The organism is Nocardiopsis gilva YIM 90087, from assembly GCF_002263495.1.
Taxonomy (GTDB): Bacteria; Actinomycetota; Actinomycetes; order Streptosporangiales; family Streptosporangiaceae; genus Nocardiopsis_C; species Nocardiopsis_C gilva.
The window spans coordinates 4,748,852-4,773,067 of record NZ_CP022753.1 but is presented as its reverse complement, the minus strand read 5'-3'; the positions used below and the strand labels follow the sequence as shown (position 1 = coordinate 4,773,067).

Below are 24,216 nucleotides of genomic sequence, written 5' to 3'. Positions count from 1 at the left end.
TCAACGGGGGCAGGCGGGGGTCATCCCCAGCCCGGCACTCCGGGGCGCTGCTGCCAGGGGTGCGGGCCGTCCAGCGGGCGGTACTCCACGCCGATCGCGTCCAGCCGGGCGAGGTGGGCGCGCAGCCGGGGCAGGAACTCCGCGAAGTCACGCTCGGCGGAGGACCACGCCACCTCGGCGAACGCCGACAGCCGCGGAAAGGCCATGAAGTCGACCGTGCGCGGCGAGTCCATGTTCTCGGTCCAGACGTTGACCTGCGCCCCCAGCACGCGCTCGGCCCCGGCGTCGGCCAGCTCCGGGGGAACAGGCTCGGCGGCGTAGACGTCGGCGACGGTGAGCACGGTTCCCACCGGGATCGGTTCGGCGGCGGAGGCGGACTGGCGATAGTCCAGATAGGAGGTCCGGGTCGGGCACATCACCACGTCGTGGCCGGCCCGCGCCGCCGCGATCCCGCCCTCGGTGCCCCGCCAGGACGCGACCGTGGCGCCGGGCGCCAGGCCGCCCTCCAGGATCTCGTCCCAGCCGAGCAGGCGGCGCCCGCGTTCGGCGAAGTAGGCGTCGAACTGGCGGATGAACCAGCTCTGCAGCTCGTTCTCGTCGGCCAGGCCCTCCTCGGCGATGCGCCGCTGGGCGGTGGCGCTCGCCTTCCACTGGGCCTTCGGACACTCGTCGCCGCCGATGCAGATGTAGGTACTCGGGAAGAGCTCCATGACCTCGTCGAAGACGGCGCGGTAGAAGTCCAGCACGGTGTCGCTGACGTTGAGGACGGTGTCGATGACGCCCCATTCGCGCCCGACCTCGACCGGGGCGCCTTCGCCCAATTCGGGGTAGGCGGCGATGGCGGCCTGCGAGTGGCCGGGGATGTCGATCTCAGGGACGACCGTGATGTGCCGGGCGGCCGCGTAGGCGACGATCTCCCGGATGTCGTCCTGGGTGTAGAAGCCGCCGTGGGGACGGCCGTCGAAGGCGGCCGGTCGGGCGTGGCCGACCTGGGTCTCCCGCCGCCACGCGCCGACCTCGGTCAGGCGGGGGTAGCGCCGGATCTCGATCCGCCATCCCTGGTCGTCGGTGAGGTGCAGGTGCAGCACGTTGATCTTGTGCAGGGCCAGCAGGTCGATGAAGCGCAGCAGGTCGTGCTTGGGCAGGAAGTGGCGGGCGACGTCGAGCAGGCAGCCGCGCCAGCCGAACCGCGGCCGGTCGGTGACGCGCACCGCGGGAAGCGTCCAGGTGGGCGGTGCCGTGGGGGCGCGGCGGTAGGCCGCCGGAGGCAGGAGCTGGCGCAGCGTCTGCGCGCCGTAGAAGACGCCGGCGGGGTCGTGCCCGACGATCAGCACGCCCGCGCCGTCGGTGGTCAGCCGGTACCCCTCCGGGCCGAGGCCCGCCGCTGGGTCCACGCGGAGCCGGATCGGCGCGTCGCCGCCCTCCCCGGGCGGCAGAGGCAACTCCGTCGCGGCGCCGAGCTCGGCGCGCAGCCAGGACTCCGTGTCCTGGGCAGCGGCGTCGGCGTCGATCCGGGTGGCGCTGGTCAGTGCCGGTCCGGGCGCACGGCTCGCGGTGAGTTCGGCGGGCTGTGGCACGAGCGCGATGTCGGGCACGCGGGGGGCTCCCATCCGGTCACGTCCAGGGGGTGTCATCGTGCCACGCGGCGGACGAAAAGGGACAGGGAATTCCGGGCGTCGCGGAGCGGTGCGGACATCCCCGAGCGTTCACCGGCGGGCACGAAGACGGCCACTATCGGCCAATCGGCGTCCCACCGTTGCGGTCGCGGGGCGGCCGGACGTCGTCGAGGTGGATCCAGGTCTCGGTGACGTGCACGCCGGGCAGCGCGCGCAGTCGCTCGTAGACGGTGTGCAGGATGGTCACCGACTCGGCGGCCACGGTGCCCATGAGGTCGGCGTTGCCCAGGCAGCGGGTGAGGAACCGGGTGTGGTCCCAGGCGGAGACCTCTTTGACGGCCTCGTGGCCGTCGGACTCCAGCCGGAGTGCGAAGCCGCCCCGCCGGATCAGGCCGACGGCGGTGGGGTCGAGCAGCGCTGTCACGCGCAGCACGCGTTCGCGCAGCATCCGCATGACTCGGCCGCGCACCGCGCCGGGGGAGAGGCCGACGTGCCCGGCCAGCTCGGCGAACGACAGACGGCCGTCGCGTTCCAGCAGGTCGATGAGTAACCGGTCGACCTCGTCCGGCTCGACGCCCGGGGGTTCGGCGGCGGCGAGCACGGGGTCCTTGAGGACGTGGGTGTACACCGTGGTGTCGATCTCCCGGACTCCGGAGAGTGACCGGATCCGGTCGATCGCGGCGCTGAGCCGCGGCAGGTCGCTCCCTTGCACCTCGACCGAGAGCGGGAAGCGCCCCGTGGTCAGCCGCACCTCGCGCGCCTCGGGCATCCGCGCCACGGCCTCGCCGACTGGTGCGGCGCCGCCACGGACGCGGACCGCCAGGTGGGCGAGGGTACTGATGCCCCGCACGGTCGGGTGGGCGACGCCGATGATGCGCAGGCTTCCGGAGTCGAGCAGACGCCGGACCCGCAGCCGGGCGGCCGCGCGGGACAGTCCGATGCGCCCCGCCAGGGTCTCGAAGGGCAGTCGTCCGTCGATTCGCAGTTCACGCACGATCGCCGCATCAATGGCGTCGAGCTCCATCGTCACCTACCTCGTTCGGGGGATTTCGGCTCATTCTGCCCAATATCGCTTTCGTCCTCTTCGAGGCCGCCGGGCCGTGCTCTTGACAGGGCTTGACAATCCGGGTGTCACTACTCCGGCGTATCCGGCGCCTCATACCCGCGGAGGATTCCCCGATGGGCGCGGGGGCACCGCCCGTCACGCCGCATGCTGTGTCGCGTCGCATGTAGGGCGGCTGTGACGTGCGTGTTTGGTGGGGTATGCCCCAACTGTGGTGCGCGGCCGATGATCGATTCCGGTCATGTGAAATGCCGTCGATGGTGGGTGTCCGCCACCGACTTTTGACCAAATGTTTCCGCGCACTCCTCGATCTTTTGACGGACGCGAACCGGTAGCCGCGTTATCTACGGTGGGAGTGGTAACCGGGAAACCGCTGCCGGGTACGGAGGAGAAGCAAGAAGGGACTGTGCGTGCTGTAGGAGGTGGACGCCGCCAATCGAGGGTGGGGTCGGCACCACCATCATCCGGGTGGTGACCATATCGCCCAGGTGAATGGCCGATCCGTATCGTCCACAACATGGACGGCGTCGCCCTGGCGCCGCGACGACCTGAAGGGGGGAAGCATCGTGCCGGATCACCGAAGATCGGCCGGTCGGCCCCGTAGGACGTGGTCGCCGTGATCTACGTGTCCGTCGCCATCGCGCTCGCGGGAGCGTTCTGCCTGGCACTCGGGTCCGCACTGCAGGAGCGTGACGCCGTCCGCGCCCCCGGACACGGTGTCGCCCGGATGGACTTCCTCTTCCACCTGGCCCAGCGCCCGCGCTGGCTGGTGGGCACGGTGGCGGCGGGCGCGGGGGCCACGCTGCACCTGATCGCGCTCAGCGGCGCCCCCCTCACGATCATCCAGCCGATCGGCGTGACCGGCCTCGTGTTCGCGATCGTGCTGTCCGCGCTGTTCAACCGATTGCGTGTGCGGCGCAGCCAGATCCTCGCGGGGGGCGCGGTGATGGTCGGGCTGGTGGGCGTGCTGGCGCTCTTCCCGCACGGCCAGGACGCCCCGATCATGACCGACACGACCGCGATGATCCTGGCCGGGTCCGTCATGGCGGTCGGCGTCGTCATCTACCTGTGCGCGCACTGGGTCCCGCCCGGCATGCGCGCCCTGCTCCTCGCGGGTGCCGGCGGCACCGCGCTGGGCACCACCTCGGGGATCGCCCGCGTGGTCGCCGCGCAGACCGTCGTCGACGTCACCGCGATCTTCAGCCTGCTGACGGTGCTCGCCGTCGCGCTCGCGCTGTTCGGCGGGATGCTGATGCAGAACGCCTACCGCACCGGCCACTTCGCCGCCGCCTACGCGATGCTCCTCATCGCCGACCCCATCACCGGCGTCGGCATCGGTTCGGTGATGCTCGGCGAGGGGCTGCCGGGAACCCCGCTGGCCCAGGTGCTCGCCGCGATCTCCGCCGTCGTGGCGATCGTCGGAACGGCCGTCCTGGCCCGTGCTAAGACACGCAACCCCGAAGCCGTCCGGAGATTCGGCGCGGGTCGTCCGGACACGCTGTTGTCACCATCAGTTCAGGAGAAGCCGCATGACACCGTCGAACGACCTTCCCTTTCCTCGCGCGAGCCGAGCGGGCCGGGACGGTGATTCCCCAATGCGCGTCGTGATCGGGACCGATACCTATCCGCCCGACGTCAACGGCGCCGGGTACTTCACCTATCGGCTCGCCACCGGTCTCGCCGGGCGGGGACACGACGTGCACGTGGTCTGCGCCTCGGACACGGGGCGGCCGGGGATCGACCACGACTCCGGCGTGACACTGCACCGGCTGCGCTCCGCGCCGGTCCTCGTCCACCCGACGATGCGCACGGCGGTGCCGCTGGGCGTGACCGGGCATGTGGCCCGCCTGATCGACCGCCTCGCCCCGCACGTGGTGCATTCCCAGAGCCACTTCACCGTCAGTCGCGCCGCGATCCGCTGCGGTCGCCTCTCCGGCACTCCGGTGCTGCTCACCAACCACTTCATGCCGGACAACCTGTTCGCGCACGCCCACATCCCCGAGCGGCTGCACGGCGCGGCCGGAGCGCTGGCCTGGCGCGACATGATCCGGGTGGCCTACGACGCCGACTACGTCACCACCCCCACCGAACGTGCCGCCGAGCTGCTGCGCCACAAGGGCTTCAGCCGCCCGGTGGAGGCCGTGTCCTGCGGCATCGACCTGGACCGCTTCCACCCCCGGCCGGACGAGCGGCGGGCCGCGCGCGACCGGTTCGGCCTGCCCGACCGCGACACCATGGTGTTCGTCGGGCGCCTGGACGAGGAGAAGCGCATCGACGACCTGATCCGGGCGCTGCCGCGGGTGCTCAAGGAGCGCGATCTGCAGCTGGCGCTGGCGGGTACCGGGCAGCGCCAGGCGGAGCTGTCGGACCTCGCGCGGCGGCTGGGCGTGGCCGACCGCGTCCACTTCCTCGGGTTCGTCCCCGACGAGGACCTGCCGCTGGTCTACGTCGCCGCCGACGTGTTCGCCATCGGCAGCGTGGCGGAGCTGCAGAGCATCGCCACCCTGGAGGCCATGTCGACCGGCCTGCCGGTGGTCGCCGCCGACGCGCTCGCGCTGCCGCACCTGGTGGACCGGGGCCGCAACGGCTACCTCTACACGCCGGGGGACACCGAGACGCTGGCCGACCGGCTGCTCGACGTGCTGGGTTCGGACGACCGGCGCGCCGCCATGGGCGCGGCCAGCCGGGAGATCGCCCAGACCCACGACCACCGCCGCTCCCTCGACCGCTTCGAGGAGATCTACGCCGGGATCCGGCCGCGACCGGTGCCGCGTGCCGCGCGCCGCTTCTCGGTCATCGGCCGGACCGAGGCGCGGCGGCGCCAGGGGGTGGCCGCCTAGAGAGCCGCGCGGCAATCGGCCCCGGGGCGCGACGGACGCGGGCCGCGTGCCTCCGGGGCGCCGCGAGGCGCGCGACCGCGGACGCTGACGCGGGTTGCGGACAGCTCACCGCGAACTCGGGCATAGCCCTATGCATCCCCGCATACAGGGTTACTTTCCGTGTTTTTTGCATTACGTTTCGATGGTAGCCCCCTGTCTCGGGATACACACCTAGTGTGTGGTTCGTGGGGGCAGGCCTACTAGGCGGGGACGTCGAGTCCGTCGCCGCCCGGCTTCGCGGCGTCGAGCTCAAGGCCCAGGAGCACGAGGCCGACATGGCCGTCTTCGAGCGCGACCACACCGCCCTCGACCTGCGGGTGAAGCGGCTGGAGGGCGAGCTGGAGGACCTGCGCAGGCAGCGCATCGAGGCGTACGCGCGCTGGTGGAACACCCGCGAGGACCGCGACCGGGCCCTGCACATCGCGCGGCGGCTGCGGCGCCGCCTCGAACGGGTCCGGCGCCGTCGTCTGCGCCCGGTCGACGGCTACGCCGAGGGCTGATCCCCGCCGCCGGGGGTACCGGGGTCCGGACGCCGGAGGATGCCGCCGTGGCCCTCGCTTTCGAGGGTGTCGCTCAGCGTCTCGTCCATCTCCGAGGCGGCGGTGAGCAGCGCGCGCAGCGTCACGTCGATCGACGGGCGGCGCAGGCTCGACGCCCGGATGACGGCGTAGATGTCGCGCGAGGGGGCGTCCTCGGGGAAGCGCCGGTAGGCCAGTCCGCTGCTGCCGGACACGAGGGCCAGGGCGGGGACCGCCGCGATGCCGATGCCCCGCGCCACCAGGCTGAGGATAGTGCCCAGGCCCTCGAACTCCCAGGCCGCCGAGGGGGCGCCGCCGATGTCGGCCAGCAGTCGGTCGGTGCCCTGGCGGGAGGGCTCGCCGTGCGGTGCGGCGATCCACGCCTCGTCGCGCAGGCGGTGCAGATCCACCGGCCGGCGCGGATCGGCCAGGGGGTGGTCCGCCGGAAGCGCCAGCACCATGGGGTCGCGCAACAGGTGGATGTGGCGGAGCTTGCCCGCGCGCGTGTCCGGCGCGAGCCCGCTCCAGTCGTCGACCACGGCGACGTCGATCTCTCCGGCGCTCACCTTGTGCGCACCGGTGCCCTCCATCGCCTGGCGCAGCACCAGTTGCATGCGCTCGTGTCGGCGCAGGATCTCGGCCAGCTTGGGGGCGAAGGCCACCGCTGCGGTGGGGAACGCCGTCACCGTGACGCGGCCGCGGGGAACGTCGGTCTGCGCGGCCAGCGCCGACTCCGCGGCCTCGACCAGGGCAAGGATCTGTTCCGCCTGCTCTGCCAGGAGTCGTCCGGTATCGGTCAACTCGGCGCTGCGGGCGGTCCGGTCCAATAAGGAGGCGCTCACCTCGCGCTCCAGAGCGGACAGCTGTTGGGAAACAGCTGACGCTGTGTAGCCAAGTGCCTGCGCAGTGCCAGCAATGGTGCCGTGCTCTGCGAATTCTCGGAGGATCTTGAGCCGCCGGAGATCGAGCATAAGGTCATCTTACGCTGGCCATAGAAAAGACTCGCTTGTGGTGATGGACGCGGCGCGGCAGGGTGAAAGTGGATGCGGGATGAACACACATCCCGGCCCGCACACCAGTCACCGGACGTATGCGGAGTTGATCGCTTCATGTCTGTCAGCGTGTCGGCGACACTCGCCGTCAACGAAGCGCTCGCCGAGCGGCGGCACCAGGGATTGCCCGTACTTCCGCTGGGCTTCGGCGAGGCCGGACTCCCTGTGCACCCCGCGATGCGGGACGCGCTGGCAGCGGGAGGTGACAGAAACGCCTACGGTCCGGTCGCCGGACTGGCGTCGCTGCGGACGGCCGCCGCCGGGTACTGGGACCGCCGCGGACTGCCCACCGACCCCGAGCTGGTGATCGCGGGCCCCGGCAGCAAGCCGCTGCTCTACAGCCTGCTGCTGAGCATCGGCGGCGACGCCGCCATCGCCGCGCCGAGCTGGGTCAGCTACGCCGCCCAGACGCACCTGGCCGGACACAGCGTCGTCTTCGTCCCGACCGCGCCCGCCCAGGGCGGCGCGCCCCAGCCCGACCTGCTGACCGACGCGGTGACCCGGGCCCGCATGGACGGCCGCGACGTCCGCTCGGTCATCGTGACCACGCCCGACAACCCCACCGGGACCGTGCCCTCGCGGGGGACGATCCGGCGGCTGGCCGACGCGGCGCGGGCGCTCGACCTGGTGATCATCTCCGACGAGATCTACCGCGACCTCGTCCACGAGCCCGGCACCGTCGTGCACAGCCCCGCGGAGTTCGCCCCGGAGCGCACGGTCGTCACCACCGGGCTCAGCAAGAACCTCGCCCTGGGCGGCTGGCGGCTCGGCGTCACCCGGCTCCCCGACAGCGACATCGGGCACCGGCTCCGCAGCGACCTGCTGGGCGTGGCCAGCGAGATCTGGTCCACCCCGGCCACGCCGATCCAGCAGGCCGCCACCTACGCCTTCGGTGAGCCGGCCGAGATCACCGACCACATCGCCCGCAGCCGGCGGCTGCACGGCCTGGTCGCCCGCGCCGTCGCCGACCGGTTCGTGAGCGCCGGAGCCCTGGTCGCCCCGCCGCAGGCCGGCTTCTACCTCTACCCGGACTTCGACGGCCTGAAGGGCTCGCTGGCCGCCGACCACGGGGTGACCACCGGCCCGGAGCTGTGCGCCCTGCTGCTGGACTCCTACGGCATGGGAACGCTGCCCGCGGCGGAGTTCGGCGAGGACGAGCGGGCGCTGCGGATGCGCATCGCGACCAGCCTGCTCTACGGGGAGACCGAGGCGCAGCGCTACTCCGCCCTCGCTGCCGACGACCCCCTCGCCCTGCCGTGGATCCGGGCGCACCTGGACCGCCTCGACGACGTGCTCGACCAGCTTCTGTCCAACGACCGGGTGCCCTGCGGCGAGGTCGGATGAGCGCGCGGGAGGAGAGGACGACGACCCACGGAGTGGCCACCGCCTGGTGAGCCCGGCCCAAAGCGGCAACGGGGGCGAGGAGCGGGACCGGAGAGGGGCCGGTCCCGCTCCTCCACGTTGTCGCCGCGGTCCTCGGGACGCGCGGGGCGATCAGCGGCGGGTCAGCAGGCCGGGGCCGAGCGGAGCGCCGCCCCCGCGGGCGTTCGACGCCGTCGCCGTCTCCAGGGGCGGTGCGCCGGTGGGGGCGATCACCGCCCGATAGTGCTCCAGGAGCTGGTCGCCGATCACCTCCCAGGTCCGCCCTTCGACCGTGCTGCGTGCCTCGGCGGCCAATCGCTCGCGCAGCGCCGCGTTGTGCACCAGGCGCCCGGTGGCCAGGCGCAGTTCGCGCACCGAATTCGGGGCGTACAGCAGGCCGTTGCGCTCGGGGACCACCAGGTCCAGCGGGCCGCCGGAGGCGGGGGCCACGACCGGTACGCCCGAGGCCAGGGCTTCCTGCACCGCCTGGCAGAACGTCTCGTCGGCGCCCGTGTGCACGAAGACGTCGAAGGAGGCGTAGAGCCGGGACAGCTCCTCGCCCGTGCGCTGGCCGAGGAACACCGCTCCGGGCAGCCGCCGGCGGAGCCGGGCCCGGTCGGGACCGTCGCCCACGACCACCACCCGCACCCCGCGCAGCTTCGCCACGTGGGCCAGCAGGTCGACCCGCTTGTCCCGGGCCAGGCGGCCGACGTAGCCGACGATGACCTCCCCGTTGGGGGCCAGCCGTCGGCGCAGCGCGGCGTCGCGGTGGCGCGGGTCGAAGCGCGTGGTGTCCACGCCGCGCTGCCACAGGCTCAGCCGGGGGAAGTCCTGGTCGGCCAGCTCGCGCAGGGTCGCCGACGAGGGCACCAGGGTGCGGTCCACCGCGGAGTGGACGCGGCGCAGGAAGGGCCAGAGCAGGTCGCCCGCGGGAAGGCCGTAGCGGGCGGTGAATCCGGGCAGGTCGGTCTGGTACACGGCGACCGTGGGCAGCGCCCAGCGGCGCGCGATGTCCACTGCGGTGTGCCCCAGCAGCGCGGGGGAGGCCAGATGGAGGACGTCGGGGCCGAAGGCGCGCAGCGCGGCGGTGACGAGCCGCCGCGACGGCAGCCCGCCGGTGAAACCGCGGTAAAAGGGCAGAGGCACGCCCGGAAGGCGTACCACCGGGAACCCCGCGTAGCGGGCGGGGCCGGTGCCCGGAGCGAGGATGAGGGCCTGGTGGCCCCGGGAGGCGAGGTGTTCGGCGACCCGGCAGACCGAGTTGGTGACGCCGTTGACCTGGGGAAGGAAGGACTCGCTGATGATCGCGACGCGGAGAGGGGAGGCGGATTGGGAGGCGGCGGGAGGCGGGGGAACGGGCGCGGAGGCGGCAGCAGGCACGGTGTATCTCCCAACGGCGGGGGGCTCCTACCCGGCACGCTAGGTACCGCACGTAAACCCCTCCGGACCTGCGGTGGGCGCCCGATTGACGATCTTCCTCCGGGTATGCGAAGCGCGGGTCGGCGACGGTCCGGACCGATATCGCGTCAGTGGAGGTGTTTCGGCACGGATGGCCGTAGGATCGCGAGCTGTCGCCAATCACGCGTCCACGGATCAGGAGCGCCGCATGACCCTCGTCGAATGGGCAGAGCTCGTCAGTGCCGAGCTGGAGCTGGGAGAGGAGATCGGCAAGGGCGACGTCGATCGGATCCTGGACCTCGCCCGGGACGCCGCGCACTCGGTCGCCCGCCCGGCGGCGCCCCTGACCACCTACCTGCTCGGTGTCGCCGTCGGCCGAGGAGCCGACCCTGTGGAGGCGGCGGCCGTGCTCAGCCGTCTGGCGCTCGCCCAGGCGCCGGAGTCGCCCGACACGCCGTGAATTCCGCTGGTCATACGCCTGTTACAGAACGCAGAAGCGACCAGTCCGAGGATGAAACGTGACGCATACGTGACGAAACCGGTCAAAAAACCAGGTAAATGTGGCAGTGCGTTGCATCACGTTGATCGCGGCGGTGCGTCGTGCCGTCGTCGCCCTACCCCGTCCTCACCCGGGCGGAGGGCGGCGGATCCTTACCCCCTCGCTCGAACACATAGGGAGTTCGTCCATGGATCAACTCACGGACATGCTGGACACCCTCTCCGGCATTATCTGGAGTGAGTACGTCCTCATCCCGTTGCTGCTGCTCACTGGGTTGTTCCTGACGATCCGACTGCGGCTGCTGCAGTTCCACAAGCTCTTCCACGCCCTCTGGCTGGCACTGGTCCGCCGCAAGGAGGCCGAGGGCGTCCAGGGCGACATCTCGCACTACCAGGCGCTGAGCACCGCGCTGGCCGCCACGGTGGGTGTCGGCAACATCGCCGGTGCCGCGCTGGCGATCGGCATGGGCGGTCCCGGTGCCCTGTTCTGGATGTGGATGACCGGCCTCGTCGGTATGGCCACCAAGTACAGCGAGGCGCTGCTGGGCGTGAAGTACCGGCAGGTGGACAGCGTGGGCAAGCAGAGCGGCGGCCCCATGTTCTACCTCCGCCACGGTCTTCCCGGCGGGCTGGGCCTGGCGCTGGGCGTCCTCTTCGCCGTGTTCGGCGCCATCGCGGCCTTCGGTATCGGCAACGGCACCCAGGCCAACACCGTCTCGCAGCAGCTCAACAACGTCTGGGGCGTTCCGACCTGGGTGGCCGGTGTCGCGATGGTGATCATCGCGGGCACGGTCATCCTCGGCGGTATCAAGAGCATCGGCCGCGTGGCCGCCGGGATCGTGCCGATCATGATCGTGCTCTACATCGGCATCACTCTGACCGTGCTGATCGTGCACGTCGGCGACATCCCCGCGGCGCTGGCGCTCGTCCTGACCGACGCCTTCACCGGGCAGGCCGCCGCCGGCGGCGGCGCGGCCTCCGTGTTCGTCGTGATCCAGGCCGGCGTGGCGCGCGGCATCTTCTCCAACGAGTCGGGCCTGGGCACCGGCGCCATCGCGGCCGCCGCGGCCAAGACCGACCAGCCGGTGCGCCAGGCGATGGTCTCGATGACCCAGACGTTCATCGACACGCTCATCGTCGTCACCATGACCTGCCTGGTCATCATCGTCACCGGCGTCTGGGAGGAGGACGGCACCGGCGACGGCGCCCAGATGACCTCCGAGGCGCTGCAGAGCGGCCTGTCGGCCATCACACCCGGCCTGGGCGCCATGGGCGGCTACATCGTGGCCATCTCCGTCGCGGTCTTCGCCTTCACCACCATCCTCGGCTGGTCCTACTACGGCGAGCGCTGCATCGACTTCCTCGTCGGCCACAGGGGCGTGCCCGTCTACCGCGTGGTGTTCGTCGCCATGATCTACGTCGGTGCCGTGGCCTCCCTGGACGTCATCTGGGTGGCCAGCGACATCGCCAACGGCCTGATGGCGCTGCCCAACCTGATCGGCCTGCTGCTGCTCTCCCCGGTCATCGTCCAGGAGACGCAGAGGTACTTCAGCAACCCCGACTGGAAGAACCCGGACATCAAGGTCCCCGACGTCCGCCAGCAGTGACCCGTTCCAGGCCCCGCCCCGCAGACCACGCGGGGCGGGGCCTTCGTTGATCTCGGGGATATCGACCGAATACTCGCCGATATTCGGTCGATATCCCCGAGATCAACGGGGAAACGGGCGAGGGCCGTGGGGGAAGCCTTAGTGGTCGGCCGCGACAGCGCCCCACCACGCGTGGAAGTGGTGGACCGGGCCCTTGCCGCGGCCCGCGTCGAGTTCGTCGGCGTGGCGCAGGGCCTCGGTGAGGTACTCCTTGGCGTCCCGCACGGCCGCGGGGACGTCGTCGCGCTGGGGGAGGAGGGCGGCGATGGCGGAGGACAGGGTGCAGCCCGTGCCGTGGGTGTTGTGCGTGCGGACGCGCTCGGCGGTGAAGGTCCGCGGCGGCCAGTCCGGTTCGACCAGGAGGTCGGTGCTGTGGCCGCTGTCCGCGCCGCCGAGGTGGCCGCCCTTCAGCAGCACGCGGCGGGCGCCCAGAACGAGGAGGCGCTCGGCCTGGGCACCCATCGTCTCGATGCTGCCGGCCTCGTCCGCGCCGAGGAGTTCGGCGGCCTCGGGGATGTTGGGCGTGATGAGATCGGCGCGCGGGAGGAGCTCGTCGCGGACCCCCGCCACCGCCTCGGGCGCCAGCAGCCGGTCGCCGCTCTTGGCGACCATCACCGGGTCGAGCACCACGTTGCGCAGCGCGTAGTGGTCGATGGCCGCGGCGACCGCGCCGATGACGCCCGTGTCGGACAGCATCCCGATCTTCACCGCGTCCACCCGCGCGTCGGTGAGCAGCGTGTCGAGCTGCGCCGAGACGAACTCCGCGGGGACGGCGTGCACGCCGGTGACACCGCTCGTGGACTGGGCGGTCAGGGCGGTGATGACCGTCATCCCGTAGCCGCCGAGCGCGGAGAAGGTCTTCAGGTCGGCCTGGATGCCGGCGCCCCCGCTGGGGTCGCTGCCGGCGATGGACAGGATGTTGTAGCCGCTCATTGGCGTTCCTTCGCTAGTACGAGCTAGATCAGGTTCGACGGGTGTGCTCTCAGCCGGGACGGCTGATCACCAGCGGGTGATCGTCTCCCGGCACCCCGCGCCGTGATGGACGTTGGATGGAGTTGTCGGGGTGCCCGTCAGCCGCGCTCGGCCGAGTCGACCGGGTCGGCCGAGCGGTGGCGGCCCCGAGTCTGACCGGCCCCGTTCGCGGCACCCTGCCGCCGGGCCTGGACACGCCGTTCGAAGAGCAGCACGGCGACGACGACCGCGAAGCCCAGAACCGCCAGGGCGACGGTGACCGGAATATCGCCCTGCGGCGCCTGCAGCGTGCGGTGCTCGTCCTGCCACGGCCACAGCGCGCGCAGCGAACCGGCCATCAGTCCGGTCAGGACGACCAGCGTGATGTGGTGGTAGCTCTCCATGAGCCACTGCAGCAGCTTGACGAAGAACGCCAGGCCGATGATCGCGCCCAGCGCGAACGTCCCGATGTAGCCGAAGTCGCGGGCGTTCAGCGCGTCCATCGTGGCCGTGTACAGGCCGAAGGTGAGCAGGATGAACGAGCCGGAGACGCCGGGCAGGACCAGCGCGCAGACGGCGATGGCCGCGGCGCCGACGACGATGAAGAAGTTGGGTTCGACGTGGGCCGGGGGCAGGCCGGTGAGCAGGAACGTCACCGCCGCGACGGCCAGTGCCACCAGGTAGTCGCCGGGCCTCCAGGTGCGCCCGGAGCCGCTGTAGGGCACCCACAGCGAGGCCAGGATCAGGCCGAAGAAGACCGCGTAGGCGTACTGCTGCTCGTGCTCGACCAGCGGGGCCAGGAACTTGGCGGCGACAAGGGCGGCCAGGACCATGCCGATCAGCACGGCGATGATGGCGCCCCAGTCGGCCTTGCGGAACTCCTCGGCGGCGCGCGCGCCGCCACGGCCGCGCGGCAGGTCGCCGGCTGCCAGCCGGATTCCGTTCACCGCGTGGCCCGCGGAGGTGATGAGGTTTTCGTAGATGCCCACGATCAGTGCGACGGTGCCGCCACTGACGCCGGGGACCACCTCCGCGGTCCCGATGAGGGCGCCGCGGAACGCGTTGAAGAGGTGAGTACCGACTGACTTCGCCATGTCTCGCGTTTCGTCTGAATGGGTGCGGGAGGAAATGGGAGCAAGTGAGCTGGGCGACCGCCGCCGCGGGCGGTGCGCCCCCAGTCTAGGGGCGGCCGAGGGGGACGGTTCGGCGCTGTGTGGGGAAGTTTCGGACACGATGCTGTGACGCGGCCCCGTGTGTACCGGCATCGTATGGGTAGTAGTCGCGTCGACGCGTCGGGAAGCCGGGAGGCGTAGGGGACGCCCCGGTACGACACGACGTCCGCGGCGTGCGGCGCCGCGGAGACGGGGGAGGAATGTGATGAGGGAACGATTCCGCGATGCCCAGGGTCCCGGATGGGGCTGGTGGGGAGCGGCACGTGCCGCCTCTTGTGCATCGGGGGCACCATCTGTTCTCCTGCTGGAGTCCGCCTGAGGCGGTGCTTCGTGCGTTAACCGAACGGGTATCTGAAAATCGAATAACGATCACTGCTGTTCCGATCAACGGCGATCGAAGGGAAACCTGGATGAGCGACACCCGCAGTCTGGGCGAATACACGGCCGGTGGGGATCACACCGGTCCCGTCATTTCGAGTAGCGACCACATCGGACTGGCCGAGGCACACTCGGCGCACAACTACAACCCCCTGCCCGTTGTCATCGCCGAAGGCGAGGGCGCGTGGGTCACCGACGTCGAGGGCCGCCGCTACCTCGACTGTCTCGCCGGATACTCCGCGACCAACTTCGGCCACAGCAACCCCGACCTGCTGGCGGCCGCACACCACCAGCTCGACCGGGTGACGCTCACCAGCCGCGCCTTCTACCACGACCAGTTCGGCCCCTGGGTCACCGCCCTCGCCGACCTCGTCGGCAAGGAGAAGGTGCTGCCCATGAACACCGGCGCCGAGGCGGTGGAGACCGCGGTCAAGGTGGCCCGCCGGTGGGCCTACGACGTCAAGGGCGTCCCCGACGGGCAGGCCACGATCATCGTCGCGGGCGGCAACTTCCACGGCCGCACCACCACCATCATCTCCTTCTCCGAGGACCCCGACGCCTACGGCGGCTTCGGTCCCTACACCCCCGGCTTCCGCGTGGTCCCCTACGGCGACGCCGACGCGATCGCGTCGGCCATCGACGCGACCACGGCCGCGGTCATCGTCGAGCCCGTGCAGGGCGAGGCCGGGGTCATCGTGCCGCCCCCGGACTACCTCCCCCGCATCAGGGAGATCTGCGACGACAACCGGGTGCTGTTCATCGCCGACGAGGTGCAGTCGGCCCTCGGCCGCACCGGCACCGTGACGGCCTGCGAGCACACCGGCGTCATCCCCGACGCCTACCTCTTCGGCAAGGCCCTGGGCGGCGGCATCCTCCCCGTCTCGGCCATGGTCGCCGACGAGGACGTCCTCGGCGTGATCCAGCCGGGCCAGCACGGCAGCACCTTCGGCGGAAACCCGATGGCCGCGGCGATGGGCCGCACCGTCGTGCGGATGCTGCGGGAGGGGCCCTACCTGGACAACGCCCAGCGGCTCGGCGAGGTGCTGGGCACCCGGATCAAGGAGTTCGTCGGCAACGGCGCGGTGGCCGCGCGCAGCATCGGGCTGTGGGCGGGGGTCGACGTCGACGAGTCCCTGGCCAGCGGGCGGGAGCTGTGCGAGCGGCTCGCCAAGAAGGGCGTCCTGGTCAAGGACACGCACGGCTCGACGGTCCGGCTCTCGCCGTCCCTCGTCGTCACCGAGGACGACCTGAACTGGGCGCTGGACCGGTTCGGTGAGGTCCTGGCCGAACTGCGCGCGGAGAAGGGCTAGCGCGCGGCCCCTGACCGGCACTTCCCCGCGGCCGGAACCGGCCCGGGACAGCGGTTTGGCCCGGCCTCCGTCCCGTCCGTCCGCACCTGGGACGGGGCGGAGGCCGGTACGTCCTACTCGACCTCGGCGACCAGCACGTCGGGATCGGCGTTGTCGAGGGTGTCGCGCGTGACGTACAGCGCGCGGCCGGGTCCGGAGGCGATGCGCTCGGCCACGCGGTCGGTGAACGCCGCCTGCCCCGCCGCGGTGGGATGGAAGGTGCTCCGATCCACCTTGATGCCCTCGCTCAGGTCGCGGATCAGGACCCCGTTGAGCCACGGCTCCTCGGCGTCCACCTCGTGCCCCTTGAACACCGTGTAGATGTCGACGAACTCCACGCTGCCGACCTGGCTCTCGTCGGCGATCTCGGCGTCGGCCCGGTTCACGGCGTTCTCCAGCTGGAGGTTGAACCGCTTGATCGTGTCGTTGAGCCACTTCTGGTCGCCGACGGTCAGTGTGTAGTACATCCCCTGGGGCTTCGCGGGGAACAGCCGCGGATACCCGAGCACGACGACGCGCGCGTCCGGCGCCCGGTCGCGGATCTCGGCGAGCAGGTCGTCGAAGGTCGCCTTGAACTTCTCCATCCGCTTCTCGACGTCCTTCTCCTGGCCGGTGCAGGCGTCGGCCTCCACCAGCGGCAGCCGCACCATGCACGTGCGCAGCACCGGCGTGAACCCCAGGTCGTTGCCGCCGACGCCCAGGGTGATCAGGGACGTGTGCGGGGTGATCCGGTCGAGCTGGGAGTCGGCCGAGCCGACCTCCTTCAGCATGGCGCGGCCCTTCTGCGAGCTGCAGGCGACGAAGCCGAGGTCACCGGCGAAGTCGTAGGCGCTGAGGATCCGCTGCGGGTAGGCGTTGGCCGACCGCCAGCAGCCGCCGGACTTCGCGGTGCCAGGAAGGTAGTCGCCCGCTCCGTCACCCGAGGAGTAGGAGTCGCCCAGCGCGACATAGTGGCCCCAGGTGGCGGCATCCACCGGGGACATCTCCACCCGCCAGTCGGGGACCTCGGGGGCGTCGTCGGGCGGGGGCGGCTGCTCGGCACACCCGCGGCCCGTGACCTCGCACCACAGGCCCAGCATGCCGGTGCGGGTGACCGGCACGGCGATGACGATGACGCAGGCGAGCACGAGGGAGACGGCGAGGGAGCCCAGGACCCAGGTCCGCCGCGGGAGTTCCGGTATGCGCACTGTCGCGTTCTGCCTCTCGTTCTGCGCCGCCTCCTGCTCGGGTCCGGCGGCGGCGCGACCCTGGAGGCAGAGTACCGGCCGGATCCCCTGATCGGACGGGGGCACGCGTGACCGGGAGCGGCCGAGACACGGGTGATCCGGAGCACAGCCGACCGGGCCGCCCGGTCGGGCACGGGGGTGTCGGGCGGGCCGTTCCCGCTGGGGCGTTAGGTCGGCCGCGTCGTCGTGACGACGTCCAGGACGCGCTTGATCTCGACCTCGTCCAGGTCGGCGCGGGCCGTGAGGCGGAGGCGGGAACGGCCGTCGGGCACCGAAGGCGGGCGGAAGCAGCCGACGCGGACCCCGGCGTCGCGGCAGCGCCGCGCCCAGGCCACGGCCTCCTCCGGCGCGGGTGCGCGGACCGAGACGACCGCGGCGTCGGGGGAACTCGCGTCGAGTCCCAGCTCGCGGAAGCCCGTGGCCAGTCGCCGGGCGATCGCGCGGAGCCGCTCGGGCCGCCCCGGTTCGGCGCGCAGCACACGCAGCGCGGCCAGCGCCCGGCGGCCGCGGCCGGGGCCAGGCCGGTGTCGAAGATGAAGGTGCGGGCCGTCTCCACCAGGTGGCGGATGACCCGGCGCGGACCGAGGACGGCACCGCCCTGGGCACCGAGCGACTTGGACAGCGTGGCCGTGACGACGATGCCGCCGCGGTCGGCCGGGGAGATCCCGGCCGCGCTCAGCGCCCCGCGGCCACCGTCGCCGATGACGCCCAGGCCGTGGGCGTCGTCCAGGAGGAGCGCCGCCCCCGCGTCGGCGCACGCGCGGGCGAGTCCGGACAGGTCGGTGAGGTCGCCGTCCACGGAGAAGACCGTGTCGCTGACCACCAGGCGCCGTTCGGCCGGGTGCGCCGCCAGAGCGGCGCGCGCGGCCTCGGCGTCGGCGTGGTCGAACAGCGAGACGCGCGCGCCCGCGGCCTTGGCCAGCCGGGTGGCGTCGATGAGGGAGGCGTGGTTGTACCGGTCGCAGACCAGGTGCGCGCCGGGGCCGGACAGCGACGTGATCACGCCGAGGTTGGCCGCGTACCCGGAGGAGAAGACCAGCGCCGCCTCGGTCCCGTAGAACGCGGCGAGCTCGGCCTCCAGCTCACCATGGAGGGTGGTGTCGCCGGTGACCAGCCGCGACCCCGTGGACCCCGCCCCCCAGCGCCGGGCGGCCTCCGCCGCCGCCCGGGTGACGTCGGGGTGCCGGGTCAGTCCTAGGTAGTCGTTGCCCGCCATGTCGAGCAGGTCGTCGTCGTGGGCGCGGGGCCGTGTCCTGCGGGTCAACCCCGCCTCCGCCCGTTCGCGCGCGGCGGCGTCCAACCAGCCGAACGGGTCGGTGCGGCCGGATGCGGCCGCACCCTGAGCGTCCGACGCGCGGCCGGGGGGATGTGTCGTCACCGGGTCTCCTTCGCGGATGCCCCCGGCGTGGGCCGGGGGAGGAATCGCTCCCCTCCGGAGCAGGGCGAGCTCGGGGTTTCGTCCGCCGGGCGAGAGAGCGCCCCCGTGATCGGGTGCGGTGTACCGCGTGCGTTGCGAGAACCAGGCGCGTCCACCGTGCCGGTCGAGAACCAGGAGGGAACAGAACTCCCTGGCTTTCTGGTAGCGAACCGGGCGGGTTGCGCCCCGGCTGGGACTGGGGGAGTACGGCCTTCCGGGGCGCTGAGCTGTGGGGCGTCCCGCGCCAGGAATCCGCCTGCTTGAGGTGGGGAAGGGTGCACGTCGATTCTCCGGGGGCTGCCGTGGCCTTTCTGGTCGGGAGAGGGCGGTTTCCGCCGGTCAGATCCGGGACGCCCGATGCGCCTTCGGCGCATCGGGCCGACGGTAGAGCCGTGGTCGAGGGTACTGCGGAGCCCGGACACGCGCTGGTCTGCCCGCGCACGGGCGGGTGCCCGCACGGGTGGCGCGGTACCTCTGCCCTACCGGGCCAATTGCGCGGCCACTGAAGATCTTGGTCGCGGCGGTGGGGCCTGCCGCGCCTGCCCTCCTCGCGCGCGTCACCGCCACCACCGTCCGGCGCTGGACCGTCAGATGGGACGCTTCCGCTCGCTCCTTCGTGTTCGCGCCGGTAGGGCAGAGGCACACGGTGCTAGGAGGCGGACACGACTCTCACATGCCCGCGACCGTTTGTCATCGGTGGAACGGGACAAAGATCGGGGCCGATTTTGTGGAGGAGTCCGCATGCGGCCGGCCGGGGGCGGGTTGGCAGGATGGGCGACCATGACGCCACGAGTGACCAGTCAACCGGAGACACGACCGGCACCGGCTCCTGACGCAGGGGCCGATCCCGCGTGGGTGCGTGAGGTCGACCGGGCCCACCTCTGGCACCCCTACTCCTCCATCGGCTCGGGCCCCGCCCCCGGCGTCGTGCACGGTGCGGCGGGCACCCGGATCCGCCTGACCGGCGAGGACGGTGTCGAGCGCGATGTCGTGGACGGCATGTCCTCCTGGTGGTCGATGATCCACGGCTACGCCCACCCGGTGCTCGACGCGGCCGTGCGCGCGCAGCTCGACCGGTTCGGGCACGTCATGTTCGGCGGTCTCACCCACGAACCCGCCGCGCGGCTGGCCGCCGCCCTCGTCGACATCACGCCCGCCCCGTTGCGGCACGTGTTCCTGGCCGACTCCGGATCGGTGTCGGTGGAGGTGGCCGTGAAGATGTGCCTGCAGTACTGGCGCTCGCAGGGCCGCCCGGCCAAGCAGCGCCTGCTCACCTGGCGCGGCGGCTACCACGGCGACACCTTCCAGGCGATGTCGGTCTGCGACCCCGAGGGCGGCATGCACGCGCTGTGGGGTGATGTCCTGCCCCGGCAGGTGTTCGCCGACGCCCCGCCCGCCGGGTACGACGCCGCGCCTGACCCCGCCTACATCGACCACCTCGACGGTCTCGTCGCCGAGCACGCCGACGAACTCGCGGCCGTGATCGTCGAACCCGTGGTGCAGGGCGCCGGAGGCATGCGCTTCCACAGCCCCGCCTACCTGAGGGCGCTGCGCGAGATCACCGAACGGCACGGCGTGCTGCTGGTGTTCGACGAGATCGCCACCGGCTTCGGCCGCACGGGAGAGATGTTCGCGGCCGACCATGCCGGGGTCGCCCCCGACGTGATGTGCGTGGGCAAGGCGCTCACCGGCGGCTACATGACCCTGGCGGCGGCCCTGTGCACCGCGGAGGTGGCCCAGGGCATCGCCGAGGGCGAGGTCCCGGTCCTCGCGCACGGCCCCACGTTCATGGGCAACCCGCTGGCCTGCGCGGTCGCCGTCGCCTCCATCGACCTCCTGCGGAGCGGCGACTGGCGGGGCGACGTCGCGCGCGTCGCATCCGGCCTGCGCGCGGGCCTGGCCCCGGCCCGCGACCTGCCCGGAGTCCGCGACGTGCGGGTGCTCGGAGCGATCGGCGTGATCCAGCTCGACCGCCCGGTCGACATGGCAGCCGCCACCGAGGCCGCCCTGAACGCCGGAGCGTGGCTGCGCCCGTTCCGCGACATGATCTACGCGATGCCGCCCTATGTCTGCGCCGACGCCGACATCGAGCGGATCACCGACGGGATGCTGGCCGCCGCACGCGTCTCGGTGGAGGTGCGATGAGGACCCTCGTGGTCACCGGGACCGGAACCGAGGTGGGCAAGACCGCCGTCACCGCCGCCGTCGCCGCCACCGCGCTGGCGTGGGGAGAGCGGGTGGCGGTGCTCAAACCGGCCCAGACGGGCGTGGGCTCCGAGGAGCCGGGGGACGCCGCCGAGGTGGCCCGCCTCGCCCAGGGGACGACGCCCCGCGAACTCGCCCGCTACCCCGACCCCCTGGCCCCGGCCACGGCAGCCCGCCGCGTCGGGGAGTCGGGCGTCCCTTTGAAGGCGATCGCCGACGCGGTCGCTGAACTGCGGGCCGACCACGACCTGGTCATCGTCGAGGGCGCTGGCGGGCTGCTGGTCCGCCTCAACGCCGAGGAGGCGACCATCGCCGACGTGGCAACCGCCCTGGACGCGCCGCTCCTGCTGGTGGCCCGCCCCGACCTGGGCACGCTCAACCACACCGCCCTCACCGCTGAGGCGATCCGCGCACGCGGCGCCTCCTGCACCGGCGTCGTCATCGGCTCCTGGCCCGCTACCCCGGACCTCGCCATGCGGTGCAACGTGGCGGAACTGAGCACAATGGCCGGCGCCCCCCTGCTCGGCGCGCTCCCGTCGGGCGTCACCCGGCTTTCCCCGCCCGACTTCGCCGCGACCGCCCGCGCGTCCCTCGCCCCCGAAGTCGACGGCACCTGGGACGCCGCCGAATTCGCCCGCGTCCACGGCACGGCGCCCGCCCATCCGACAGTCGGCGCCTTCAGGCCCTCGCCGCCACCGGTGCCAGAATGGTGGAATGCCGTCGATACGTCCGGCCCGACACGGTGACTGCCTGAGCCTCAGCGAGGTCTTCCACGCGGCGGGGCTGGCCGGATGGTCGCATTTCCTCCCGCCGGAGCGACTGCGGGCCGAACGCCTCAAGGAGGAGATGTTCGTCCAGGCTGTCCGGGCACCCGAGGCCACGGTGCAGGTCAGCGAGTCCGATGGCCTGATCACCGGCTTCGCCCTCACCCGCCCGTCCGCGGACCGCGATGCCGGAGCGGGAACGGGCGAGCTGCACATGTTCTACGTCCACCCTTCCGCCTGGGGGACCGGCACCGCCGACCGGCTGATGGACGCGGCCCTCGGCGATCTCACCCGCAGGGGATTCGCTTGGGCCACCCTGTGGACCGCCGAGGACAACCAGCGTCCCCGCGCCTTTTACACCCGTAGGGACTGGGCCGTGGACGGCGCCACCCGCTCCAAGACCAGGTACGGCGTTACCTTCACCGAGCTGAGGTATGGGATCGCGCTCCGCGGCGGGTGACGTGGGGTGGACGATCGCTCTCCCCCGCTCCTCGGCCTCCTCCGTGCGGCCCGGGCTCGGCGTCGGTGTGAAACAACGTGCCCCCAGCACATATCGCGCGGGACCGTTTGCTGTTAGATGTGTCCCAGAGTCATGTGAGCCCACAGCTGACGGAGGCGCTGAACCATGTCCCAACGGTCACATTCCCAGCCACCGGTGCTCTGGGAGCCGAGTGCCGAGCGGCGTGAGCGCGCGCAGATCACCGCATTCGCCCGGTGGGTGGAGGAGAACCGGGGGGTGCGGGTCGAGGACTACGACGCGCTGTGGCGCTGGTCGGTGACCGACCTCGACGGGTTCTGGTCGGCGATCTGGGAGTACTTCGACATCCAGGCCGACACCCCCTGTGAACGGGTGCTCGGGCGACGGGAGATGCCCGGCGCCGAGTGGTTCCCCGGAGCGAAGCTCAACTACGCGCGGCACATCTTCCGCGACCGCGACGACGACGCCGTTGCCATCCGGCACGCCTCCGAGCTGCGGGTCCTGGGCGAGTGGACCTGGGGCGAGCTGAAGCGGCGCACCGCCGCGATCGCCGCCGGGCTGCGGCGGCTGGGTGTCGGGCCTGGTGACCGGGTCGTCGCATACATGCCGAACATCCCCGAAACCACCGCGGCGTTCTTCGCCTGCGCCTCCATCGGCGCGGTGTGGTCCTCGTGCTCGCCCGACTTCGGCGCGCGCAGTGTCGTCGACCGCTTCGCGCAGATCGAACCCAAGGTGCTGCTCTCCGTCGACGGCTACCGCTACGGCGGCAAGGACTTCGACCGCACCGACGTCCTCGACGCCCTGCGCGAGCAACTGCCCACGCTGGAGCACACCGTCGTGCTGTCCTACCTGACCGGGCAGCCCGTCGAAGGCACGCTGACGTGGGAGGAGCTCGAAGAGTCCGGGGAGGGCGCCGAGCTCGCCTTCGAACCGGTGCCCTTCGACCACCCGCTGTGGGTGCTCTACTCCTCCGGCACCACCGGCCTGCCCAAGGCCATCGTGCAGGGGCACGGCGGCATCCTGCTGGAGCAGCTGAAGAACCTCGAACTGCACCTGGACACCCAGGCCGGCGAACGGGTCTTCTGGTTCACCACCACCGGATGGATGATGTGGAACCTGCTGGTCAGCGTGTTGCTGAGTCGGGCCTCCATCGTGCTGTACGACGGCAGCCCCGGCCACCCCGACCTCGGCACGCTGTGGGATCTGGCCGAGCGCGCCGGGATCACCGTCTTCGGCACCAGCGCCGGATACCTGTCGGCCTGTATGAAGGACGGCATCCACCCCACCGAGGGCCGCGACCTGTCCGCGTTGCACGCCATCGGCTCCACCGGCTCCCCGCTGAGCCCGGAGGGGTTCGCCTGGTGCTACCGCGAGTTCGGCGACGACCTGTGGCTTTTCTCCGCCAGCGGCGGCACCGACATCTGCAGCTGCCTGGTCGGCGGCGCGCCCACGCTCCCCGTCTACGAGGGCGAGATCCAGGCGCGCGCGCTGGGCATGGCCGTCGCGGCGTGGGACCCCGACGGCAAGGAGGTCGTCGGCGAGGTCGGCGAGCTGGTGGTGACCGAGCCCGCACCGTCGATGCCCCTGTACTTCTGGGGCGACACCGACGACGAGCGGCTGCGCGACAGCTACTTCTCGATGTACCCGGGCACGTGGCGGCACGGTGACTGGATCGAGATCACCGAGCGCGGCACCGCCATCATCTACGGCCGCTCGGACTCCACCATCAACCGCGGCGGCATCCGCATGGGGACCAGCGAGATCTACCGGGCGGTGCTGGCACTGGACGAGATCGTCGACGCGCTGGTGGTGGACGTCCCGCAGCCCGACGGCGGGTCGCGCATCGAGCTGTTCGTGGTGGTGCGGGAGGGCGTGGCGCTGGACGACGCGCTGACGAAGGCCATCGCGCGCCGTATCCGCGAGGACTGCTCGCCGCGGCACGTTCCCGACGCCGTGCACGCGATCGCGGCGGTCCCGCGCACCCTGTCCGGGAAGGTCCTGGAGGTTCCGGTCAAGCGCATCCTGATGGGGGAGCGGCCGGAGAAGGTGGCCAGCCGCGACTCGCTCGCCAACCCCGAGGCACTGGACTTCTTCACCCGGCTCGCCCAGGAGCAGGGCCGCTCCACCTCCTGACGCAGCGCTCCGCCCGCCCCACCTCCGTTGATCTCGGAGATATTGGGGTAAAAAACGGCCGTGAGACCCCAATATTGCCGAGATCAACGGGGGATCGGGGGTGCGGGGCGG

Annotated in this window: 18 protein-coding genes, 1 pseudogene and 1 riboswitch; of the genes and pseudogenes, 11 read left to right on the top strand and 8 right to left on the bottom strand. The window is 71.8% G+C overall.

Annotated features, from left to right (window positions below):
* Positions 1-20: 20 nt before the first annotated feature.
* A complete protein-coding gene (locus CDO52_RS21325) occupies positions 21-1,595 on the bottom strand; it encodes a beta-N-acetylhexosaminidase (protein WP_394340763.1) in 1,575 nt (524 codons plus the stop codon).
* Between the two features lie 136 nt (positions 1,596-1,731).
* A complete protein-coding gene (locus CDO52_RS21320) occupies positions 1,732-2,640 on the bottom strand; it encodes an Lrp/AsnC family transcriptional regulator (RefSeq protein WP_017619756.1) in 909 nt (302 codons plus the stop codon).
* Between the two features lie 655 nt (positions 2,641-3,295).
* On the opposite strand from CDO52_RS21320, the gene CDO52_RS21315 reads away from it, so the two are divergent.
* The 3 genes from CDO52_RS21315 to CDO52_RS21305 all read left to right on the top strand — a co-directional run bounded on the left by CDO52_RS21315 (position 3,296) and on the right by CDO52_RS21305 (position 6,058).
* Positions 3,296-4,267 carry a DMT family transporter gene (locus CDO52_RS21315; RefSeq protein WP_193373682.1) on the top strand — a complete coding sequence of 324 codons (972 nt, stop codon included), beginning with the start codon at positions 3,296-3,298 and terminating at the stop codon, positions 4,265-4,267.
* Positions 4,268-4,274: 7 nt separating this feature from the next.
* A complete protein-coding gene (locus CDO52_RS21310; RefSeq protein WP_017619754.1) occupies positions 4,275-5,519 on the top strand; it encodes a glycosyltransferase in 1,245 nt (414 codons plus the stop codon).
* 224 nt (positions 5,520-5,743) lie between these two features.
* Positions 5,744-6,058: a hypothetical protein gene (locus tag CDO52_RS21305; RefSeq protein ID WP_232524274.1), complete on the top strand. Its 315-nt coding sequence runs from the start codon at positions 5,744-5,746 to the stop codon at positions 6,056-6,058.
* Here the strand turns inward: CDO52_RS21305 and CDO52_RS21300 are convergent.
* Positions 6,043-7,047 (bottom strand): LysR family transcriptional regulator, encoded by a 1,005-nt coding sequence (locus CDO52_RS21300; RefSeq protein WP_051060826.1) that lies wholly within the window; start codon positions 7,045-7,047, stop codon positions 6,043-6,045. The genes CDO52_RS21305 and CDO52_RS21300 overlap by 16 nt on opposite strands.
* 138 nt (positions 7,048-7,185) lie before the next feature.
* Between CDO52_RS21300 and CDO52_RS21295 the strand changes: the two genes are divergently transcribed.
* Complete coding sequence (locus tag CDO52_RS21295; protein WP_017619751.1) at positions 7,186-8,472, top strand: pyridoxal phosphate-dependent aminotransferase; 1,287 nt, start codon at positions 7,186-7,188, stop codon at positions 8,470-8,472.
* Positions 8,473-8,622: 150 nt separating this feature from the next.
* Here CDO52_RS21295 and CDO52_RS21290 read toward each other — a convergent pair whose 3' ends face one another.
* Entirely contained in the window at positions 8,623-9,870 is a 1,248-nt protein-coding gene (locus CDO52_RS21290) for a glycosyltransferase family 4 protein (RefSeq protein WP_017619750.1), read from the bottom strand.
* A 226-nt stretch (positions 9,871-10,096) separates the two neighbouring features.
* Here CDO52_RS21290 and CDO52_RS21285 point away from each other — a divergent pair, with 226 nt between their 5' ends.
* On the top strand, positions 10,097-10,348 hold the full coding sequence (locus CDO52_RS21285; protein ID WP_017619749.1) for a DUF6457 domain-containing protein: 252 nt from the start codon (positions 10,097-10,099) through the stop codon (positions 10,346-10,348).
* Between the two features lie 226 nt (positions 10,349-10,574).
* The gene (locus CDO52_RS21280) at positions 10,575-11,993 is read left to right on the top strand and encodes an alanine/glycine:cation symporter family protein (protein ID WP_017619748.1); all 1,419 of its coding nucleotides are present in this window, start codon (positions 10,575-10,577) and stop codon (positions 11,991-11,993) included.
* A 138-nt stretch (positions 11,994-12,131) separates the two neighbouring features.
* On the opposite strand, the gene thiD is transcribed toward CDO52_RS21280, so the two are convergent.
* A complete protein-coding gene (thiD, locus tag CDO52_RS21275) occupies positions 12,132-12,965 on the bottom strand; it encodes a bifunctional hydroxymethylpyrimidine kinase/phosphomethylpyrimidine kinase (RefSeq protein WP_017619747.1) in 834 nt (277 codons plus the stop codon).
* A riboswitch (TPP riboswitch) is annotated at positions 12,954-13,073 on the bottom strand. Its footprint overlaps the gene before it by 12 nt.
* A 29-nt stretch (positions 13,074-13,102) precedes the next feature.
* A complete protein-coding gene (locus CDO52_RS21270; protein ID WP_094932640.1) occupies positions 13,103-14,077 on the bottom strand; it encodes a DUF368 domain-containing protein in 975 nt (324 codons plus the stop codon).
* Between the two features lie 488 nt (positions 14,078-14,565).
* Here CDO52_RS21270 and rocD point away from each other — a divergent pair, with 488 nt between their 5' ends.
* Positions 14,566-15,843: an ornithine--oxo-acid transaminase gene (gene rocD / locus CDO52_RS21265; protein ID WP_017619745.1), complete on the top strand. Its 1,278-nt coding sequence runs from the start codon at positions 14,566-14,568 to the stop codon at positions 15,841-15,843.
* Positions 15,844-15,956: 113 nt separating this feature from the next.
* Here rocD and CDO52_RS21260 read toward each other — a convergent pair whose 3' ends face one another.
* Together CDO52_RS21260 and CDO52_RS21255 are read right to left on the bottom strand one after the other, a co-directional pair.
* Positions 15,957-17,069: an SGNH/GDSL hydrolase family protein gene (locus CDO52_RS21260; RefSeq protein ID WP_026125988.1), complete on the bottom strand. Its 1,113-nt coding sequence runs from the start codon at positions 17,067-17,069 to the stop codon at positions 15,957-15,959.
* A 206-nt stretch (positions 17,070-17,275) separates the two neighbouring features.
* Positions 17,276-18,486, bottom strand: a pseudogene (locus CDO52_RS21255) (8-amino-7-oxononanoate synthase).
* Positions 18,487-19,305: 819 nt separating this feature from the next.
* On the opposite strand from CDO52_RS21255, the gene CDO52_RS21250 reads away from it, so the two are divergent.
* From CDO52_RS21250 to CDO52_RS21235, 4 genes are all read left to right on the top strand, one after another.
* Positions 19,306-20,670 (top strand): adenosylmethionine--8-amino-7-oxononanoate transaminase, encoded by a 1,365-nt coding sequence (locus tag CDO52_RS21250; RefSeq protein ID WP_033300843.1) that lies wholly within the window; start codon positions 19,306-19,308, stop codon positions 20,668-20,670.
* Entirely contained in the window at positions 20,667-21,476 is an 810-nt protein-coding gene (gene bioD, locus CDO52_RS21245; protein WP_017619741.1) for a dethiobiotin synthase, read from the top strand. The genes CDO52_RS21250 and bioD overlap by 4 nt, the downstream gene beginning before the upstream one ends.
* Positions 21,445-21,954: a GNAT family N-acetyltransferase gene (locus CDO52_RS21240; protein WP_017619740.1), complete on the top strand. Its 510-nt coding sequence runs from the start codon at positions 21,445-21,447 to the stop codon at positions 21,952-21,954. The genes bioD and CDO52_RS21240 overlap by 32 nt, the downstream gene beginning before the upstream one ends.
* 165 nt (positions 21,955-22,119) lie before the next feature.
* Entirely contained in the window at positions 22,120-24,105 is a 1,986-nt protein-coding gene (locus tag CDO52_RS21235) for an acetoacetate--CoA ligase (RefSeq protein ID WP_193373681.1), read from the top strand.
* Positions 24,106-24,216: the final 111 nt, after the last annotated feature.

Coding starts and splice junctions, on each gene's coding strand:
- CDO52_RS21320 (WP_017619756.1), bottom strand. CDS start 2,640: ATGGAGCTCGACGCCATTGATGCGGCGATCGTGCGTGAACTGCGAATC.
- CDO52_RS21310 (WP_017619754.1), top strand. CDS start 4,275: ATGCGCGTCGTGATCGGGACCGATACCTATCCGCCCGACGTCAACGGC.
- CDO52_RS21300 (WP_051060826.1), bottom strand. CDS start 7,047: ATGCTCGATCTCCGGCGGCTCAAGATCCTCCGAGAATTCGCAGAGCAC.
- CDO52_RS21295 (WP_017619751.1), top strand. CDS start 7,186: ATGTCTGTCAGCGTGTCGGCGACACTCGCCGTCAACGAAGCGCTCGCC.
- CDO52_RS21285 (WP_017619749.1), top strand. CDS start 10,097: ATGACCCTCGTCGAATGGGCAGAGCTCGTCAGTGCCGAGCTGGAGCTG.
- CDO52_RS21280 (WP_017619748.1), top strand. CDS start 10,575: ATGGATCAACTCACGGACATGCTGGACACCCTCTCCGGCATTATCTGG.
- thiD (WP_017619747.1), bottom strand. CDS start 12,965: ATGAGCGGCTACAACATCCTGTCCATCGCCGGCAGCGACCCCAGCGGG.
- CDO52_RS21270 (WP_094932640.1), bottom strand. CDS start 14,077: ATGGCGAAGTCAGTCGGTACTCACCTCTTCAACGCGTTCCGCGGCGCC.
- rocD (WP_017619745.1), top strand. CDS start 14,566: ATGAGCGACACCCGCAGTCTGGGCGAATACACGGCCGGTGGGGATCAC.
- CDO52_RS21250 (WP_033300843.1), top strand. CDS start 19,306: ATGACGCCACGAGTGACCAGTCAACCGGAGACACGACCGGCACCGGCT.
- bioD (WP_017619741.1), top strand. CDS start 20,667: ATGAGGACCCTCGTGGTCACCGGGACCGGAACCGAGGTGGGCAAGACC.
- CDO52_RS21240 (WP_017619740.1), top strand. CDS start 21,445: ATGCCGTCGATACGTCCGGCCCGACACGGTGACTGCCTGAGCCTCAGC.
- CDO52_RS21235 (WP_193373681.1), top strand. CDS start 22,120: ATGTCCCAACGGTCACATTCCCAGCCACCGGTGCTCTGGGAGCCGAGT.